This is a genomic window from Labrys sp. HAY1-8F (assembly GCF_056754975.1).
The window spans coordinates 3,696,493-3,714,445 of the sequence record NZ_JBPGWZ010000002.1 but is presented as its reverse complement, the minus strand read 5'-3'; the positions used below and the strand labels follow the sequence as shown (position 1 = coordinate 3,714,445).

13 protein-coding genes are annotated in these 17,953 nt (G+C 66.0%); 9 read left to right on the top strand and 4 right to left on the bottom strand.

Annotation, left to right across the window (positions count from 1 at the left end; translation table 11 throughout):
• Positions 1 to 47 precede the first annotated feature (47 nt).
• Positions 48 to 1,511 carry a cobyric acid synthase gene (locus ACR9ZN_RS26125; RefSeq protein ID WP_481273549.1) on the bottom strand — a complete coding sequence of 488 codons (1,464 nt, stop codon included), beginning with the start codon at positions 1,509 to 1,511 and terminating at the stop codon, positions 48 to 50.
• Between the two features lie 5 nt (positions 1,512 to 1,516).
• Entirely contained in the window at positions 1,517 to 2,287 is a 771-nt protein-coding gene (locus ACR9ZN_RS26120) for a class I SAM-dependent methyltransferase (protein ID WP_454812094.1), read from the bottom strand.
• A gap of 241 nt (positions 2,288 to 2,528) precedes the next feature.
• Between ACR9ZN_RS26120 and ACR9ZN_RS26115 the strand changes: the two genes are divergently transcribed.
• The 6 genes from ACR9ZN_RS26115 (at position 2,529) to ACR9ZN_RS26090 (ending at position 9,325) form a co-directional block, all read left to right on the top strand.
• Positions 2,529 to 5,198 (top strand): TIGR02302 family protein, encoded by a 2,670-nt coding sequence (locus ACR9ZN_RS26115; RefSeq protein WP_481273548.1) that lies wholly within the window; start codon positions 2,529 to 2,531, stop codon positions 5,196 to 5,198.
• A 246-nt stretch (positions 5,199 to 5,444) separates the two neighbouring features.
• Positions 5,445 to 6,044: a DUF2585 domain-containing protein gene (locus ACR9ZN_RS26110; protein WP_454812091.1), complete on the top strand. Its 600-nt coding sequence runs from the start codon at positions 5,445 to 5,447 to the stop codon at positions 6,042 to 6,044.
• 160 nt (positions 6,045 to 6,204) lie between these two features.
• Positions 6,205 to 7,347 carry an MGDG synthase family glycosyltransferase gene (locus tag ACR9ZN_RS26105; RefSeq protein WP_481273547.1) on the top strand — a complete coding sequence of 381 codons (1,143 nt, stop codon included), beginning with the start codon at positions 6,205 to 6,207 and terminating at the stop codon, positions 7,345 to 7,347.
• Positions 7,344 to 7,874: a hypothetical protein gene (locus ACR9ZN_RS26100; protein WP_481273546.1), complete on the top strand. Its 531-nt coding sequence runs from the start codon at positions 7,344 to 7,346 to the stop codon at positions 7,872 to 7,874. The genes ACR9ZN_RS26105 and ACR9ZN_RS26100 overlap by 4 nt, the downstream gene beginning before the upstream one ends.
• A 51-nt stretch (positions 7,875 to 7,925) precedes the next feature.
• On the top strand, positions 7,926 to 8,621 hold the full coding sequence (locus ACR9ZN_RS26095; protein WP_434959318.1) for a hypothetical protein: 696 nt from the start codon (positions 7,926 to 7,928) through the stop codon (positions 8,619 to 8,621).
• A gap of 14 nt (positions 8,622 to 8,635) precedes the next feature.
• The gene (locus ACR9ZN_RS26090) at positions 8,636 to 9,325 is read left to right on the top strand and encodes a hypothetical protein (RefSeq protein WP_434959317.1); all 690 of its coding nucleotides are present in this window, start codon (positions 8,636 to 8,638) and stop codon (positions 9,323 to 9,325) included.
• Positions 9,326 to 9,436: 111 nt separating this feature from the next.
• On the opposite strand, the gene ACR9ZN_RS26085 is transcribed toward ACR9ZN_RS26090, so the two are convergent.
• The gene (locus tag ACR9ZN_RS26085) at positions 9,437 to 11,863 is read right to left on the bottom strand and encodes a GcvT family protein (RefSeq protein WP_481273545.1); all 2,427 of its coding nucleotides are present in this window, start codon (positions 11,861 to 11,863) and stop codon (positions 9,437 to 9,439) included.
• A gap of 151 nt (positions 11,864 to 12,014) precedes the next feature.
• Entirely contained in the window at positions 12,015 to 13,568 is a 1,554-nt protein-coding gene (locus ACR9ZN_RS26080) for a trimethylamine methyltransferase family protein (RefSeq protein WP_434959315.1), read from the bottom strand.
• Positions 13,569 to 13,921: 353 nt separating this feature from the next.
• Between ACR9ZN_RS26080 and ACR9ZN_RS26075 the strand changes: the two genes are divergently transcribed.
• From ACR9ZN_RS26075 to ACR9ZN_RS26065, 3 genes are all read left to right on the top strand, one after another.
• A complete protein-coding gene (locus tag ACR9ZN_RS26075) occupies positions 13,922 to 15,082 on the top strand; it encodes an iron-containing alcohol dehydrogenase (protein WP_434959314.1) in 1,161 nt (386 codons plus the stop codon).
• Positions 15,083 to 15,186: 104 nt separating this feature from the next.
• Positions 15,187 to 16,686, top strand: a complete 1,500-nt coding sequence (locus ACR9ZN_RS26070) for an aldehyde dehydrogenase (protein WP_481273544.1) — start codon at positions 15,187 to 15,189, stop codon at positions 16,684 to 16,686.
• Positions 16,687 to 16,705: 19 nt separating this feature from the next.
• On the top strand, positions 16,706 to 17,812 hold the full coding sequence (locus tag ACR9ZN_RS26065) for a mandelate racemase/muconate lactonizing enzyme family protein (RefSeq protein ID WP_454812082.1): 1,107 nt from the start codon (positions 16,706 to 16,708) through the stop codon (positions 17,810 to 17,812).
• Positions 17,813 to 17,953: the final 141 nt, after the last annotated feature.

The following is a 17,953-nucleotide window of genomic DNA, read 5'->3' as shown; positions in this document are numbered from 1 at the left end:
CTTGCCGGCGCACGCGCACCCGCGATGAGCGATTTGGCGCCTCCGCCCTACAGCCCGGCAATCCGCGCGATCGCCGCCATGTCGAGATGGCCGGCGAGATGGGCGGCGAAGGCGTCCAGCGTCTCTTCCACCACGGCTTCATAGGCCAGCGTACTGCCCTGCCCGCCGAGGCGGGTGAGCCAGGCGGCGCGCTGGCGGTCGTCGGCGAACAGGCCATGCACATAGCAGCCGGCGATACGTCCGTCCGCCGAGGCGGCCCCATCGGCGCTGCCGTCGTCGAAACGCAGCAGCGGGCGAGCAAGCGCCGGCCCCTCGGTGACACCGACATGCATCTCATAGCCCGAGAAGGGCGCCTCGTCCGCGCAGCTCTTCCCGCTTATCGCCACCAGGCGCTTGTCGCCGCCGAGGCGGGTGACGGCGTCGAGGAGACCGAGGCCGTCGACCTCGCCCGGCGGCCCCTCGATGCCGTCGGGATCGGCGATGCGCCTGCCGAGCATCTGGTAGCCGCCGCACAGGCCGAGGACATGGCCTCCACGCCGGGAATGGGCCGCTATGTCGATGTCCCAGCCCTCACCGCGCAGGAAGGCGAGGTCGGCGATGGTCGCCTTCGAACCGGGCAGGATGACGAGATCGGCCACCGGCAGGGGCTGGCCGGGCTTCACCATGACGAGATCGACCTCCGCCTCCTGGGCTAGCGGATCGAGATCGTCGAAATTGGAGATGCGCGGCATCATCGGCACCGCAATGGTCAGCTTGGCACCGGCACGACGGGAACCGTAGGAGCCGAGCGCCAGCGCATCCTCGGCCGGCAAGCGAGCGGCCTGCGGAAAATGCGGCACCAGGCCGAGGGCCGGCCAGCCCGAGCGCTCGGCGATGAAGGCCATGCCGTCGGCGAACAGGCTGGCATCGCCGCGCATCTTGTTGACGATGAAGCCCCGGATCAGGGCGGCATCCTCCGGATCGATAGCCGCCTGGGTGCCGAGGATCTGCGCGATCACACCGCCGCGGTCGATGTCGCCGGCCAGCAGCACGGGCGCGTTCACCGCGCGGGCAAAGCCCATATTGGCGATGTCGCCGGCGCGCAGGTTGACCTCCGAGGCCGAACCCGCTCCCTCGACGAGCACGAGATCGGCTTCGGCCCTCAGACGCTCGAAGCTGTCGAGCACATCAGCCATCAGCGCGGGCTTGAGCGCCTGGTAGTCACGCGCGCGAGCCGAGCCGCGCATGCGGCCCTGCACGATGATCTGGGCGCCGATCTCCGATTGCGGCTTCAGCAGCACCGGGTTCATGTGCACGCTGAGCGCGACCCGCGCCGCCCGGGCCTGGAGCGCCTGCGCCCGGCCAATCTCGCCGCCATCCTCGGTGACGGCGGCGTTGTTCGACATGTTCTGCGGCTTGAAGGGACGGACCCTCAGGCCCTGGTCGGCAAAATGGCGGCAGAGCCCCGCCACCAGCAGCGACTTGCCAACATCCGAGCCCGTGCCCTGGATCATGAGGATTTTGGCGGTCATCGGCGTCACGAACTCCTGCGCAGCCGTCCCAAGGGAATGAAGTCCGGCGACGTCGGCGTACAGGGGCGGCGCTCCCAGTCACCATACCAGGTCTCCACCTCCAGGCCCGCTTCGTCCAGCGCCTGTTCCAGCTCGGAACGCGAGGCAAAGGCAATGCGCGAATGGGACGACAGCATCCGCCCCTCAGCAAGGATGCGATAATGGGTGCCGTAGGTCACGATATCGGTGGCGGGGTCATGCGCGACGTCGTTCCAGGCCTCCACGGGCCCGAAACGCGGATGCTCGATCCGCCGGCCCGACTGCTCCGGCGTCCATTCGCGCCATTCGGCCACGGCCGGGTTGCGGCTATCGAAGATGAAGCGCCCCTCGGGCTCCAGATGTGCCGCGATCGTGCGCAGGGCGGCGATACGATCCTCCGGCGTGAGAAAGACCTGGAAGGCATGGCCGGTCATCACGATGAGGTCGAAGCGGCGGCCGAGACGCACGGTCCGGCCGTCGCCCTGCACCCAAGTCACCCTATCGCCCCCCGGGCGGCGGCGGGCAATATCGAGCATGGCAGTGGCGGGATCGACGCCGAATACGGTGCACTCAGGCTGAAGCGCCACTTCCGCCGCAAGATCGCCCGTGCCGCAGCCGAGATCGAGCACCGAAGCGCAGGCCGCCGCCAGAGACGCGCAGCATGCGCGATCGGCGCTCCACTCGTTCTCCACGTCATAGAAGCTGGCGATATCCGGATCCTCATAGAGCCGGTCGGGGCGGGCGTTGTCGTGGTTCACGGGCTTGTCGGTCCTGCTCAGCTCACGGGAGGAATTGCCTGCCTATCACCCCTATCCGGTGCCGCAAAGTCCGCCGATTCGCGACGCGTATTGCAACACCCTGTGCCCGACTGAACAGGCTTTGGTGCCAAACACGCATTTGGACATGGATTCGCCACGCACAGGCTTATGATGGGCGGGTACTGGAATCACCCGGCTGGGCTGTTTATCCTGCCGCCGATCGAGATATTTGGATGATGGCATGGCTGATCCCAAGGCAGGCATGAGCGAGGAAGCGGCCCGCGACGCGCGTGCCTTCGATATGCTCGTGCTGCGTGCAAGGCTTGCCCTGTTCTGGGAACGAACCTGGCCGCGCCTGGCCGTGCCGCTGGGCATCGCCGGCCTGTTCGTGGCGCTGAGCTGGTTCGATCTGTTCGCCGTGCTGGCGGGCCTGCCGCGACTTCTCCTCTTCCTGGTCTTCCTTGCCGGTCTCCTCGCCTCGCTCTGGCCGCTCACCCGCTTGCGGCTTCCCAATCGGGATGCGGCGCTGCAGCGCATCGACCAGGCTATCGGCCTGCCGCATCGGCCGGCCACCACCCGTCAGGACAGGATGGTGCAAGGAGGCGGGGACCCGCTCGCCGAAGCGCTATGGCGCCGGCATCTGCGCCTCGCCTTGGAGGCGAGCCGCCGCGTGCGCCTCGGCCTGCCCTCGCCGGGCCTGCCGCAGCTCGATCGCTACGGCCTGCGCGTCGGTGCCATCCTGGCCCTGTTCGTCGGCTTTTTCTATGCCGGGGCCGAACGCCTGCCGCGCCTCCTCGACGCTCTTGCCTCCCCCCGACACGACATCGCCGCGCTGTTCTCAGGCCAAAATGGCGACCAGCCTGGCATGCGCATGGATGCCTGGGTGACGCCGCCGCCCTATACGCGCCGCGCGCCCCAGGTCCTCTCGCAGGCCAATCAGGGCGCGCCGATCCCGGTGCCGCAGGGCTCCGTCCTGGTCGTGCGCCTTGCCGGCGACAAAGGTGCGACAATCTCGGGCACCGAGATCGCGGCACAGGCCGGCACCGAAGACGTCCCCTCTTCGGCGGCGACGGATCAGGAAGCGGCCGTCGTCGAAAAACGCCTCAAGCTGGTGGCCGATACCGGCGTCGATATCAGGCATGGCGACGGCAGCCTGACGCGCTTTGCCTTCACCGTCCTCCCCGACAGGCCGCCCACCATCGCCTTCGAGGGGCCGGTGAAGCCCGACGGCAAGGGCGGCATGATCTTCAGCTACAAGATCGACGATGACTACGGCGCCACCGCCGTCGAAAGCCAAGGCACGCTGTTGACGGATGGCCATCCGCTCTATCAGCCGCCGAAGATCGCCCTCTCCGCGCCGGCAGGCCATGCCCGCTCCGGCACGGTGACGGCGACGCGCAATCTTTCGGCCGATCCGCTGGCCGGCGCGACCGTCAAGATGACGCTGGTGGTGCGTGACGATGCCGGCAATGAAGGTCGCAGCGAGCCGCAGGACGTCACCCTGCCCCAGCGCGAGTTCCAAAATCCGCTCGCCCGCGCCCTGGTGGAGCAGCGCCTCAACCTGGCCGTCGATGCCAACCAGGCCCGCGAGATCAAATACGCGCTGGAAGCGCTGATGATCGCGCCGGAGGACTTCACCAAGGACGCCGGCCTCTATCTCGGCCTGCGGACCGTGCGCGACCGGCTCGACCGCGCCAATTCCGATGACGCCTATCGCGACGCCGCCGACTATCTCTGGCAGATCGCGCTCGCCATCGAGGAGGGCGACGGCACGCTCGCCGAACGCCGGCTCAAGGCCGCACGCGAAAAGCTGAAGGAAGCGCTGGAACGCGGTGCCTCGCCAGAGGAGATCGAAAAGCTCACCCAGGAATTGCGACAGGCCCTCAACGATTTCCTGCAGGACTATGCCAAGCGCCAGCAGCAGGCCCTCAAGCACAATCAGAAGCCCGGCGACAAGCCCGCGCGCAACATTACCCCGGAGGAATTGAACAAGCTGCTCGACCAGCTCGAGAATTCGGCCAAGAACGGCAAGAAGGACGATGCGCAGAAGCTGCTCTCGCAGCTCGACGACATCCTCAACAACCTGGCCAATCCCGAGGACAGCGTCGGCCAGGGCGATCCCTCGATGCAACAGATGCAGCAATCGCTCAACGACATGGGCAAGATGATCCTGCGCCAGCAGCGCCTGCGCGACCAGACCTATCGCCAGAACCAGCCCTTCGGTCAGGGACAGGAGGGCCAGGGACAGAACGGACAAGGGCAAAACGGACAGGGCCAGGAGGGCCAAGGTCAGAGCGATCAAGGCCCGGGTGATCAAGGCCAAGGCGGCCAGGGTCAGGGCGGACAGGGTCAAGGGCCGTCTGGCCAGGGGCAGCAAGGCCAAAACGGGCAAGGGCAGCAGGGCAACCCGGATCAAGGCGGCCAGGGCGAGGCTTCCCCCTCCCTCGACCAGCTGAAGGAGCGCCAGCAGGCGCTGCGCCAGCAATTGGAGAAGATGCAGAAGAATCTGCGCGAGAGCGGCGCGGAGACACCCGGCTCCCTGGGTGAGGCCGGGCAGGCCATGCGCGATGCCGAAAACCAGCTCGGCGAGCAGGATGGTGAAAACGCCGTCAATTCGCAGGGGCGGGCGATCGAAGCCATGCGCAAGGCGGCAAAGGGGCTCGCCGAGCAGATGGCGCAGGCCCGCAAGAACGGCAAGGGCCCGCAGCAGGGCAACAACGGCCGGGGAGGCCGTGATCCTCTCGGCCGGCAGCTCCCCAACAGCCCTGACATGAATGCCGACGGCTCGACCGAAGCCTCCCCCTCCAGGCGCGCCGGCGAAGTGCTGAACGAACTGCGTCGCCGCCTCGCCGATCCCAACCGCCCCAAGGCGGAGACGGATTACCTGGAGCGCCTGCTCAACAAGCAGTGAACGATCCCTGGAAAGCAGACGGAGCGCCTGCGTTCGCCCTTAACACTGGTTTGCTCCTGGGCCGTGTTCGAAGGCGGGAAGGAAGCCACCTGCCAAGGGCCTATCCGGCTCGGCCGAGCCTAGAGGAAACCTTCAATGCCACGGCGCCTCAATGCATGGCGATGCCCATTGCGCGCGCCGGCACCGGCTTGCCAAAGCCGGTCAATGGTGGGACACACGCCCGGTCACAAAGGAACCGGCCGCGCCATGAATCCCTCCTCCGAAACGGTCGCAGGAAGCGCCAATTCTACCTCGGCGCTGCGCTACTGGCTGGCCGGCGCGGGCCTGATCGCCCTCGCGGCGCTGATTCTCTTCGCCATGGGCCGCAATCCGATCTGCACCTGCGGCACGGTGAAGCTCTGGGTCGGCGATCCCAACACCGCCGACAATTCCCAGCACATCGCCGACTGGTACACGCTCTCGCACGTCATCCACGGCTTCCTGTTCTTTGGCCTGTTCTGGCTGGTGGTGCGGGGTCGCCCGCTGGGCTTTCGGGCCCTCTTGGCTCTGGTGGTCGAGGCGGGCTGGGAGATCCTCGAAAACAGCCCGCTGATCATCAACCGCTATCGCGAGGGCACCATCGCGCTGGGCTATGAGGGCGACAGCATCCTGAACTCGGTGAGCGACATCCTGTTCATGCTGGTGGGCTTCCTCATCGCCTCGCGCCTGCCCGTCTGGGTGACGGTGGCGCTCGCCATCTTCTTCGAGCTGCTCGCGCTCTATGCCATCCGCGACAATCTCACCCTCAACGTCCTCATGCTGGTCTACCCGATCGCCGGCATCAAAGCTTGGCAGGGCGGACTGTAAGGCTTCCCGGCCGGTTGACAAATCGGCCTCTCCCTCCCCAAGTCGCAGCATTGCGAAGGGAACCGACCGCCTCGGCCAAAGCGTTTTACGATTTGACGGAATCGGCAAGAATCGCAAAGACGCGTTGAAGTGATGAGCTAGAATAATAGGGTCTTCGGTCATGAACGCGCTTTGCTCCGGCGCACGCCGCATCCTCTTCCTCAGCGTCTCCGCTGGAGCCGGCCATATGCGGGCAGCCGGAGCGCTGAAGGAAGCCACGCTCTTGCTGGCGCCCGATGCCAAGGCGATGCATCTGGACGTGATGGACTATGTGCCGTCGACCTTCCGCAAGATCTACACCGATTATTACATCAAGCTCGTCACCAAGCATCCGGCCCTGTGGGGCATGCTCTACCAGGCGAGTTCGGAAGCCCAGCCCGACGCGGTCTCCCAGAAATTGCGGCGGGCGGTGGAACGCCTCTCGACCCGGCCGCTGCGCAGCGCCATCGACGATTTCGCGCCCGACGCCATCGTCTGCACCCATTTCCTGCCGGCCGAACTCCTGATGCGCGAGATCGGCAAGGAGCGGCTCGACGTGCCGGTCTTCGTGCAGATCACCGATTTCGACCTCCACCGCATGTGGGTGATCCCGCGCATGTCCGGCTTCTTCGCCGGCAATGAGGAGGTCGCGTTCCGGCTGCGTGCCCATGGCATCGAGGCAGACCATATCCACGTTACCGGCATTCCGATCATGCCGGCCTTCGCGCAGAATCATGACCGCGCCGCCTGTGCCGCCGCCTTCGGGCTCGATCCCGCCAAGCGCACCTATCTGTTGATGGGCGGCGGTGCCGGCCTCGGCGTCGGGCCGGTGGCCAAGCGCCTCATCGCCGCCGATCCCGAGCTCCAGCTCGTGGTGCTGGCCGGCAAGAACAAGAAGACGCTGGAGGAACTCGAGGCCCTGGCCGCGAGCCAGCCCGGCCGGCTCTTTCCGCTCGGCTTCACCAATGAGGTGCCACGCCTGATGGCGGCGGCGGATCTCGTCATCACCAAGCCCGGGGGCCTGTCCACCTCCGAATGCCTGGCGATGGGCGTGCCGATGCTGCTCAGTTCCCCCATCCCAGGGCAGGAGGAGCGCAACGCCGATTATCTCATGGAGAACGGCGCGGCTATGAAGGCCATCGACGAGATCGGACTCGAGTACCATGTCGCCCTGCTGAAGGCCGAGCCGGGGCGCCTGGAAATCATGCGCCGCCAGGCCCGCACCCTCGGCCGCCCCGAGGCCGGGCGGGACGCCATGCGCATCGTGCTGGAGGCTCTGGCGTGACCGGCCTCGACCTTCCGCACGCCCCGGCCGTAGCGCGGCGCGGCGGCCTCGCCCAACCGCTGGCGCCCGTCGTCCTGGTGCTCGTGCTCGCCTTCTTCTTCGCCAATGTCGAGATCCAGATCGAAGGCGGTCATGGTTGGGCTACCAGCCTGCCGACCTGGCGCATCGAGCATCACTGGCTGCTCGACATCTTCTGGGGCGGCCGACCGATGACCGGCTACCACGCCTGGGTGTTCCCGTTCATGGCGATCTTCTTCCACTTTCCTCTGGTGTTCGCCTGGGCCTGGTCGTGGCGGCTGGAAGCGCGCGTGATCGCCTGCATCATGATCTTCTGGCTGAGCGAGGACTTCCTGTGGTTCGTGCTGAACCCCGCCTTTGGCCTCGCCCGCTTCAGCCCCGAATTCGTGCCCTGGCACATCCACTGGTTCTGGGTGGCGCCGGTGGACTACTGGACGATGTCGACTGCGGGCATCGTACTGCTTATCTGGTCTTATCGGGGCTGGGAACGCCTGTTTCCGAAGGCATAGACGAAACCGCGAAAATCGGCTCCAAGGACGATGTTCCTTCAGGGTTGCACGATGATTCGCCGCTCACTGTCCTTTGCATTGCTTTGCGTTTTACTTGCCGCCTCGCCCGCCCTTGCCCGAGACGCCGGCATCTGCCGCGGCTTCAATATCGAGGACGATCCGCTCGGCGTCGATCTCTACGAAGTCACCGCGCCGGGCCGGACCTATTTCGTCAAGAGCGCCTCTTCGGACGGCGAGGATTGCCCCTCGACCTCGGCCGAATGCCAGGCCCGCAGCTTCCTGATCACCGGCGACCGCGTGGTGGTGAACCGCACTTCCGGCGGCTTTGCCTGCGCGAGCTATCTCAACCGCAAGGGTTCGGACGTGGCGCTGTGGCTGCCCCTCTCGGCCCTGCGCAAGAGCAATGTCCAGCCCGATTGGAAAGGCAATTGGCGCAACGCCGAAGGCAACGCCATCCTCGATATCAAGGAAATCAAGGGCGGTGACATCTCGGTGAACGGCTCGGCCTCCTATAACAACGGCCAGAGCGTCAATACCGGCGAATTCAACGTCTTCGGCGAGGCGCGGGAGTCGACGCTCACCTTCGCCTATGACGGCGAAAAACAAGGGCGCATCGAAGATGCCCGCAGCGGCGACGGCACCTGCACCGTGCGCATGGCCCAGCTCGGCCCCTATATCGCGGTGGTCGACAACAATGCCTGCGGCGGGTTGAACGTCACCTTCACCGGCCTTTATTTCAGGCAATGATCAGAGAAAGAGACATGTTCCGTTCCAGTCTGGCCGCCGTAGTGCTGCTCGCCGCCGCCACCGGTTCCGCCTTCGCCGCCAACGGCGTCTGCCGCGGCTTCAACTTCCAGAACGACCTTTCCGCCATCGGCCTCTACGAGGTTGCCGAGAGCGGACGCACCTTCTTCATCAAGGGACCGACCAGCCAGCGTGAAAGCTGCCCGTCCCTCTCGCCGGCCTGCCGGCAGCGTTCCTTCCTGGTCGAGGGCGACAAGGTGGTGGTGAACGAGATCGAGGGCGATTTCGCCTGCGCCAACTATGTCGACCGCAAGGGCACGGACATTGCGAGCTGGCTGCCCTTGTCATCCCTCTCGCGGGTCCAGGTCCAGCCGCGCTGGGACGGTCGCTGGAGCACCTATGACGGGCGCTCGGTCATCACCATCAAGACGACCGGCAACGGCCGCATGTTCGTGCGCGGCAACGCCACCTACGATGCCGGTTCCTATGTCAACACAGGCGAATTCGAGGTCGAGGGCGACGCCAACGAGCAGGACTTCGCCTTCGGCTATTATGGCGGCCAGCAGATGGGCTATGAGGAGGCCAATGCGGGCCCCAAGCGTTGCGCGGCCCGCATGGTCCAGCTCGGGCCCTATATCGCGGTGATCGACAACGATGCCTGCGGCGGCGAGAACGTGCGCTTCACGGGGCTTTATTCGCGGCAGTGATTGGAGCGCGAACATCTTGTCCGCCTCTTGGAAACCGTTCACTCGGGGTAGAAAGAGGCGGACATCGCGACATGCATTCATGTTGCTGAGATGTCCGCGCACCAAATTTGCCTACCCCCGCATCCTCAGCCCCTTGGGATCGAACAGCGGCTCGGGCGCCACCCTGGCCGGGCGGCGGTCACCGATGATCTCGATCTCATAGGGCGCCGAGGCGTCGAAGGCCGCCGCCTCGACATAGCCGAGCGCCACCGAGGCCTTGGCGTGGTGGGCATAGCCGCCCGAGGTGACCCAGCCCACCACCTTGCCATCGAGCCAGATCGGCTCGTCGCCGATAACGTCGGCATCGAGGGCGTCGACCACGAAGGTGGCGAGGCGGCGCCTCGGGCCTTCATCGCGGGCGCGCAGCAATGCATCGCGTCCGATATAATCGTTCTTCTGGGTCGAGACGAAGCGCTCGAGCCCGGCCTCCCAGGGTGTATATACAGGCCGGTATTCGCGCGACCAGGAGCCGAAGCTCTTTTCCAGGCGCAGCGAGTTGAGGGCGCGGCCGCCGAACAGCCTGATGCCAAGACCGGCGCCTTCCTTCATCAGCAGATCGAACAGCGCGCGCTGGTGCTCGGGCTTGACCCAGATTTCATAGCCGAGATCGCCCGTATAGGTGACGCGCCCGATCAGGGCGGGCAGGATGCCGACATTGAAGCGGCCGACCGCCATGAACGGGAAGGCCTCCTTCGAGAGATCGGCGTCAACTATGCGGGCGAGGAGTTCGCGCGACTTCGGGCCGGCGATCTGCAAGCCGACGAGGTCGAGGCCATGGGCGCGCAAATTGACGCCGGCCTCGGGCAGGCGGGCCTGGAACCAGCGCATGTGATATTGCTCGGCAAGCCCCGAGCCGAAGATCATGAAGCGGTCGTCGGCCTCGCGAGCCAACGTGAAATCGCCGATCAGCATGCCGTTTTCGTTCAGCATGGGCGTGAGCACCATGCGCCCCCTCGCCGGCAGGCGGTTGGGCAGGATGGTATCGAGCCAGGCTTCCGCCCCCTTGCCTGAGATCTCGTATTTGGCGAAGTTCGAGATCTCGAGCAGGCCGACGCCCTCGCGCACCGCGGCACTTTCGGCGGCGACATGCGGGAAGTCATTGGCGCGGCGGAAGGAGAAATCGTCCTTGGCCTCTTCCTTGGAGGGCGCGAACCAGAGCGCGTGTTCCAGGCCGTTCATGTCGCCGAACACGGCGTTGCGGCTCTCCAACCGGTCATAGACAGGCGTGGTGCGGAAGGGCCGGGCCGCCGGCAGTTCCTCGTTGGGGAAGCGTATCCGAAAGCGCCGGGCGTAGTTCTCGCGCACCTTGGCGTTGGTGTGGGAGAGCGTGGTCCAGTCGCCATAGCGGGCGACATCCATGCCCCAGACGTCGAAGCCGGGATCGCCATGCACCATCCAGTTGGACAAGGCGAGGCCGACGCCGCCACCCTGGGAGAAGCCGGCCATGACGCCGCAGGCCACCCAGTAATTGCGCAGGCCCCTGATCGGGCCGACCAGCGGGTTGCCATCCGGCGCGAAGGTGAAGGGTCCGTTGATGACGCGGCGGATGCCGGCATTCTCGAAGGCCGGGAAGTGACGGAAGCCGACTTCCAGCGACGGGGCGATGCGGTCGAGATCGGGTTCGAGCAGGTTCTGGCCGAAATCCCAGGGCGTGGTCTTCTCCGACCAGGGCACGCAAGCCTGCTCATAGGTGCCGAGCAGCATGCCGCCGCGCTCCTGGCGCATATAGATCTCGCCCTCGAAATCGAGCGCGGTGATCACCTCCTTGCCGGTGGAGGCGTTGATCTCGGCGACCTCGGGCATGTCCTCGGTGAGGAAGTACATATGCTCCATGGCGAGCACGGGCAGCTCGAGGCCGACCATGCGGCCGCATTCGCGCGCCCACAGGCCGCCGCAGTTCACCACATGCTCGGCGTGGATATTACCCTGCTCGGTGACGACGTCCCAGCTGCCGTCCTCGCGCTGGGCCATGTCGACGACGCGGTTGCGCAGCACGATCTCGGCGCCGAGGATCTTCGCCGATTTCGCATAGGCGTGGGTGGTGCCGTAGGGGTCGAGATGGCCCTCCAGTGGATCGTACATCGCACCGGCGAACTGCTTTTCGTCGATCAGCGGCATCAGCTTCTTGGCTTCGGCGGCCGAGATGATCTCGGTGTGCATGCCCAGATACCGGCCCTTGGCATGGGCCATCTTCAGCCAGTCCATGCGTTCCTTGGTGCCGGCCAGCATGACGCCACCGGTGAGATGCAGGCCGCAGGACTGGCCGGACAGTTCTTCGATCTCCCGGTAGAGCTCCACGGTATATTGCTGCAGCTTGGCGACATTGGGATCGCCGTTAAGCGTGTGGAAGCCGCCCGCGGCGTGCCAGGTCGAACCCGCCGTCAGCTCCGCGCGCTCGATCAAGGTGATGTCCGTCCAGCCGGCCTTGGCGAGATGGTAGAGCACCGAGCAACCGACGACGCCACCGCCGATGACGAGGACACGGGTGTGGGATTTCATGGGGGAGTTCCTTGGTGTGGGATTCCCGTCTCCCAGGTTGGGAAAGGGGCCAGGGGTGAGGGTTGGGACCAACGCCTACCCCCTCACCCCCAGCCCCCAGGCCATTCAAAGTGGAATGGCCGATACCGACTCGGGAGAGGGGAGTAACGTTTCAAAAATCCGTGGGCGCGCCGCCCTCTTCCTTGCGCTTCGCCACGAAGGCCGCGAGTTCCTCGCGGATGGTCGGATCCATCGGCGGTTCCTCATAGGCAGCGAGGCGTTCCTTGTAGATCCGGTTGGCGCGGTCATAGCCGGTGGGCGATCCCGCCTCCTGCCAGGTCTCGTAATTGCGCCAGTCGGAGATCATCGGAGCGAAGAAGGCATTGCGATAGCGTGCCTGGGTGTGGGCGCAGCCGAAGAAATGGCCGCCGGGCCCGACCTCGCGGATCGCCTCCAGCGCCAGTTCGTCGTCATCGACCTGGAAGGGCATCAGGAAATGCGTGATCATGTCGAGAAGGTCGGCATCAACAACCATCTTCTCGAAGCTCGCATGCAGGCCACCTTCCATCCAGCCGGCGCCATGCATCAGCAGGTTGACCCCGCCCATCACCGCGCCCCACAGCGAGAACACGCTTTCATAGGCGGCCTGTACGTCAATGGTGTTGGCCGCGCAGGTGTTAGAGGAACGGTAGGGCAGGCCGTAGCGGCGGGCGAGCTGGCCGCCCACCAGCGCCGCCTTCATCTGCTCGGGCGTACCGAAGGCGGGCGCGCCGGTCTTCATGTCAACATTGGAAGTGAAGCCGCCATAGGCGAAGGGCGAGCCCGGCCGCACCGACTGGGCCAGCACCAGCCCGGCCAGCGCCTCGGCATTCTGCTGGGCCACGGCGCCGGCTATCGTCACCGGCGCCATGGCGCCCGCCAGGGTGAAGGGCGTCAGCACAGTAACCTGGTTGCGGCGCGCCATCTGGATCACGCCCTCCATCATTGGCGTATCCAGGCGCAACGGCGAGGAGGAGTTGATGATGGTGAAGAGCGAGGGTTCGCGCTCCAGCGTCTCCTGGTCGATGCCGCGGGCGATGCGCGCCATCTCGATGGCGTCGAGATTGCGCTCGCGGCCCAGCGAATAAGCGTGGATTGGCTTGTCCGACAGGGTCAGCATGTCCGAGAGCGCATCGAGATGGCGCACGGAGGCATGGATGTCGGCCGGCTCGACCGGATAGCCGCCCCACAGATGGATGGTGTCGAGCGTTTGCCCAAGCCGGATGAGGTTCTGGTAGTCCTTGCGATTGCCAGGCCGGCGGCCGCCCTCGCGGTCGGCCACATTGGGGGCGCTCGCCACCGAGCAGAAGGCGAGATGATCGCCGCCGAGCACAACGTTGCGGGCCGGATTGCGCGCATGCAGCGTGAAGCTTTCAGGTGCAAGGCCAATCTTGGCCTCCACCAGACCGCGGGGAAAGCGCACCCTGTCGGAACCCGGATCAACCTCGGCGCCTTCGGCCTTGAGAATGGCCTTGGCCTCGGCATGCAGCACGTCGAGGCCGATCTCTTCCAGGATCTGCAGCGCGGCGAGATGGATGGCCTCGAGCTGGTCGTCCGAGACGGCCTTCACCGCCGGAAACGGGCGCCGGGGCTGGGGCTTGCGAGCCGGGGCCGCACCACCGGCACGCTGGCGCTCCTCGCGGCCACGGCGGCGCGGCCGCTCCGAGGTTTCGAGCGAAAGTTCCATCGGAGTTTCCATGGCGTGCCATTCCCCTGTCCGAAGAGCACGGGCCTGTCATCCCCGGCCGAGCCCTTTATGGGCGAGTGGAAGGGGATCCAGGGGCCACGAGGCATTTTGGGCTCCTGGATCCCCTTCCCGAGGCCTGCGGCCTCGCCGGGGATGACAGCACTCTTCGATTCACGAATTCGAAGAGAGCCTAGCGCGCACCTGGACCTGCCGCCACGGCGAAACGGCGCTATCGTTTTTTTGGATCGGGCCATCGAATAAAGGCGCACACGGGGCGCGGAAGGTGGAGGTAGTGTTGGTAGGCCTTCGGTGCGCCGGTCTGAAGTCCGGCACAGCAATTTTCGAGAATAATCATGTCCCGCTACCAGCTTTCCCATCTGCCACGCATCACCGGAGGGCCAGGGGCCCGGGAACTCGCCGGCGAGCTTGCATCCGCCAGGCTCGGCAAGGGGGCGCAGGTGCTGCTGGTCGCCGATCCCGGCCTGAAGGCGACCGGCCTGATCGACGATGTCGAGGCGTCGCTGCGCAAGGCCGGGCTCGGCGTCTCCGTCTTCACCGAATTCGGTGGCGATCCCACCATTGCCTCGGCCGATGCCGCAGCCGCCCAGGCACGGCGCACCAAGGCCAAGGCTGTGATCTCGCTCGGCGGAGGCTCCGCTCTCGACCTCGGCAAGGTGGTAGCCGCCGTCGCGACCACGGCCGCCACGGCCCGGCGCTCCGCGCAGGACTACGAATTGTGCAAGCGCCCCTTCCCACGCAAGCGCCTGGTCTCGTTGGTCATCCCCACTACCTCCGGCACGGGCTCCGAATGCACCCGCACCGCCATCCTCACCCGCTCGGACAAGGCCAAGGTCTGGCTCTGGGGCGAGGAGCTCAAGCCCGACGAGGTGATCCTCGATCCGGAAACCACGCTCTCTTTGCCGCCGGTGCTGACGGCCTGGACCGGCATCGACGCCCTGGTCCACGCGCTGGAGGCCACCACCAACGGCAACGCCACGCCGGCCAACAACGTCTATGCACATGAGGCCATCCGCCTCGCCGTCGCCAACCTGCCCGATGCCGTCGGCAAGGGCAGCGACCTCGCCGCCCGCGAGGGGCTGCAGCGCGCCGCGGCGCTGGGGGGCATCGCCATCGACAATTGCGGCACCGCCGTCGCCCATAATATCGGCCATGCGCTGGGCTCGCTCCGCCCGGTCCAGCATGGCCGCTCGGTGGCGCTCGGCATGATCGCCACGCTCGATTGGAACATCGAAGGCGATGACGGGCGCTTCGCCGCCGCCGCGCGGGCGATGGGGCTCGCATCATCAGCCGCCTTGCCCGCCGCCTTCGAGAAGCTGGTGCGCGCCATCGGTATCAAGGTCTCGCTTGCCGACGAATTCGCCGGCATCACCTCGACGCGCCTCGCCGAGCAGATGGCCCGGCCCGAAAATGCCGCGATGCGCACGTCCAACCGTCGCACGATCGAGGAGGCCGACCTGATCCGCTTCGCCGAACGCGTGCTGACGCAGGCCTAGGAGCGCAGTGCCTCCAAGAGGCGGACGTCCCGTCCGCTCTTCCTATCGACATGCCCTTCGTTTTCAAAAGCCGGCTGAAAGCCGGCGGTCCCAGGAAGGCCCCCATGCTCACCACCCCCCTCACCCGCTCCGACTGGGAAGCCAAGGCGGCAGCCCTCAAGCCGGAAGGACGCGCCTTCATCGACGGACGCTACGTTCCCGCTCTTTCCGGCAAGACATTCACGAAGACCTCACCCATCGACGGCCGGACGATTGCCGAGGTCGCCGATTGCGGCGCCGAGGACATCGAGGCGGCCGTGACATCAGCCCGCGCCGCCTTCGAGGATGGGCGCTGGCGCCTGAAGCCGCCAGCTGAGAAGAAACGCATCCTGCTACGCTTCGCCGAGCTGATCCGGGCCGATCTCGAGCATCTGGCTTTGCTTGAAACCCTCGACGTCGGCAAGGTGATTGGCAACTCGCTCGCCGTCGACGTGCCCTTCTGCGCCGACTGCATCCAGTATTACGCCGAGTTTGCCGACAAGAGCTTCGACGAGGTTGCGCCAACCGGACCCAACGATCTCGCCATTGTCAGGCGCGAACCGCTCGGGGTGATCGGCGCCATCGTGCCCTGGAACTACCCACTGATCATCACCGCCTGGAAGATCGGCCCTGCCTTGGTCGCCGGCAACTGCGTGGTGCTGAAGCCGGCGGAACAGTCGCCACTCTCGGCGCTGCGTCTGGGCGAACTCGCCCGACAGGCCGGCCTGCCGGACGGCGTGCTCAACGTTGTGCCCGGTTTCGGCGAGAAAGCCGGCAAGCCCCTGGCACTGCATCCTGACGTCGACATGATCTCCTTCACCGGCTCTACCGAAGTGGGCAAGCTGATGCTGCGCTATGCCGGCGAGAGCAACATGAAGCGCGTGGCGCTGGAATGCGGCGGCAAGAGCCCGCATGTCGTGCTTGGTGACGCCGATCTCGACGCCGCCGCTTCCGGCATCGCCTGGGGCATCTTCTATAATCAGGGCGAGACTTGCCACGCCGGCTCGCGCGTGATCGCCCATGCCTCGATCAAGGACGAACTGGTCCGGAAGATCGGTGAGGTCGCCAAGAGCCAGATCCCACTTGGCCATCCGCTCGATCCAACAGCCCAGATGGGCGCCCTGGTCGAAAAGGGCCATATGGAGCGCGTGCTCAGCTATATCGACATCGGCACACGCGAAGGCGCGACGGTGGCCCATGGCGGCAGCCAGGCGATGGCGGAGAGCGGCGGCTACTATGTCGAGGCCACCATCCTCGACGGTGTCGAGCCGCAGCACCGCGTGGCGCGCGAAGAAATCTTCGGCCCGGTCGTGGTCGTCAGCACCTTCACCGACGAGAGCGAAGCGCTGCACATGGCCAATGATTCCATCTACGGCCTCGCTGCCGCGGTATGGACCGGCAATATGAACGCCGCGCACCGCTTCACCTCGGGCATTCGCGCCGGCACGGTGTGGGTGAACTGCTTCGACCGCTCTTCGCTCGCCACGCCTTTCGGCGGCTTCCGGCAATCGGGCTTCGGCCGCGACCGCTCCCCCCACGCCATCGAGAAGTACATGGATTTCAAGACAGTGTGGACAGCGTACTGATTTGGAGCGCGGACATCCCATGAAAATCACCGGCATCGAGATCACCCATCACCGCCTGCCCCTCGACCCGCCCTTCCATGCGAGCTGGGATTCGAAGCCGCGCACCGCCTTCGACGCCACCATCGTGCGGGTGACCACCGATGAGGGCCTCACCGGCTATGGCTCCGGCGACACCATGACCGGCTTCGAGGGCCATGAGCGCTTCTTTATCGGCCAGGATCCGATGGCGATCGAACGCCATTACCGCATCCTCTCCAACATCCAGTTCCACTATGGCCGTTGCTGGCCGCTGGACCTGGCATTGTGGGACCTCGCCGGCAAGATCACCGGGCAGCCGGTGTGGAAGCTGCTCGGCGGCCTTTCGAACAAGGTGGCCGCCTATGCCTCCTCGGGCACGCTGCGCAAGCCCGAGGAACTCGCCGACGCGGCCGAGGCCTATCTCGGCCAGGGCTTCAAGGCACTGAAGATCCGCTTCCATCGCGGCGACTGGAGGGCCGACATCAAGGCGTTGGAGGCGGTGCGGGCCCGTATCGGCAACCGGCTCGACCTGATGGTCGACTGCAATCAGGGCTGGCGCATGTCCTGGGACGCCTATGCGCCGTGGACGCTCAAGGAGGCGATCCCTGTGGCCCGCGAACTCGAACGGCTCGGCGTCTACTGGATGGAGGAGCCACTGCACCGCTCCGACCGGGAAGGCATGCGGCGCCTGCGCGAAATGGTCGACATCCGCATCGCCGGCGGCGAGATGACGCGCGAGCTCTACGAGTTTCGCGACCTCATCCGCGATGGCTGCCTGGACGTGCTGCAGCCCGACGCCGCCTTGGTCGGCGGGATCACCGGCCTGCGCCGCGTCGCTGCGATGGCGCAGGAGAACAATCTCACCTTCACGCCGCATACCTGGACCAATGGCATGGGCGTCGCCGCCAACTGCCACCTGACCGCCGGCCTCGCCGACGCGCCCTTCATCGAATTTCCCTACGACCCGCCGGAATGGAGCCTGCCACGCCGCGACTTCATGATGGCCGAGCCCCTGGCGGTCGACGCCGAGGGCATGATCACGCTGAGCGAAACGCCCGGCATGGGCTACGCGCTGGATGAGAAGATGCTGGAGAAGACGCGGATCTGATTTGCCACCGCATGCATCCTTGCTTGCCCTCAGGAACACCCCACTCTCCGGCAAGGGAAGAGCTGGCGAGACGCCGAGCCGTAGGGCGGTCTCCTGCAACGCCTTTCCATCGAACCATCATTGGGCCATCGGTCGGAGCCG

Excerpts from the sequence above, each read along its gene's own strand:
- ACR9ZN_RS26110 (WP_454812091.1), top strand. The coding sequence starts at position 5,445 with ATGAATCCCTCCTCCGAAACGGTCGCAGGAAGCGCCAATTCTACCTCG.
- ACR9ZN_RS26090 (WP_434959317.1), top strand. The coding sequence starts at position 8,636 with ATGTTCCGTTCCAGTCTGGCCGCCGTAGTGCTGCTCGCCGCCGCCACC.
- ACR9ZN_RS26065 (WP_454812082.1), top strand. The coding sequence starts at position 16,706 with ATGAAAATCACCGGCATCGAGATCACCCATCACCGCCTGCCCCTCGAC.
- ACR9ZN_RS26095 (WP_434959318.1), top strand. The coding sequence starts at position 7,926 with ATGATTCGCCGCTCACTGTCCTTTGCATTGCTTTGCGTTTTACTTGCC.
- ACR9ZN_RS26085 (WP_481273545.1), bottom strand. The coding sequence starts at position 11,863 with ATGAAATCCCACACCCGTGTCCTCGTCATCGGCGGTGGCGTCGTCGGT.
- ACR9ZN_RS26080 (WP_434959315.1), bottom strand. The coding sequence starts at position 13,568 with ATGGAACTTTCGCTCGAAACCTCGGAGCGGCCGCGCCGCCGTGGCCGC.
- ACR9ZN_RS26070 (WP_481273544.1), top strand. The coding sequence starts at position 15,187 with ATGCTCACCACCCCCCTCACCCGCTCCGACTGGGAAGCCAAGGCGGCA.
- ACR9ZN_RS26105 (WP_481273547.1), top strand. The coding sequence starts at position 6,205 with ATGAACGCGCTTTGCTCCGGCGCACGCCGCATCCTCTTCCTCAGCGTC.
- ACR9ZN_RS26115 (WP_481273548.1), top strand. The coding sequence starts at position 2,529 with ATGGCTGATCCCAAGGCAGGCATGAGCGAGGAAGCGGCCCGCGACGCG.
- ACR9ZN_RS26125 (WP_481273549.1), bottom strand. The coding sequence starts at position 1,511 with ATGACCGCCAAAATCCTCATGATCCAGGGCACGGGCTCGGATGTTGGC.
- ACR9ZN_RS26075 (WP_434959314.1), top strand. The coding sequence starts at position 13,922 with ATGTCCCGCTACCAGCTTTCCCATCTGCCACGCATCACCGGAGGGCCA.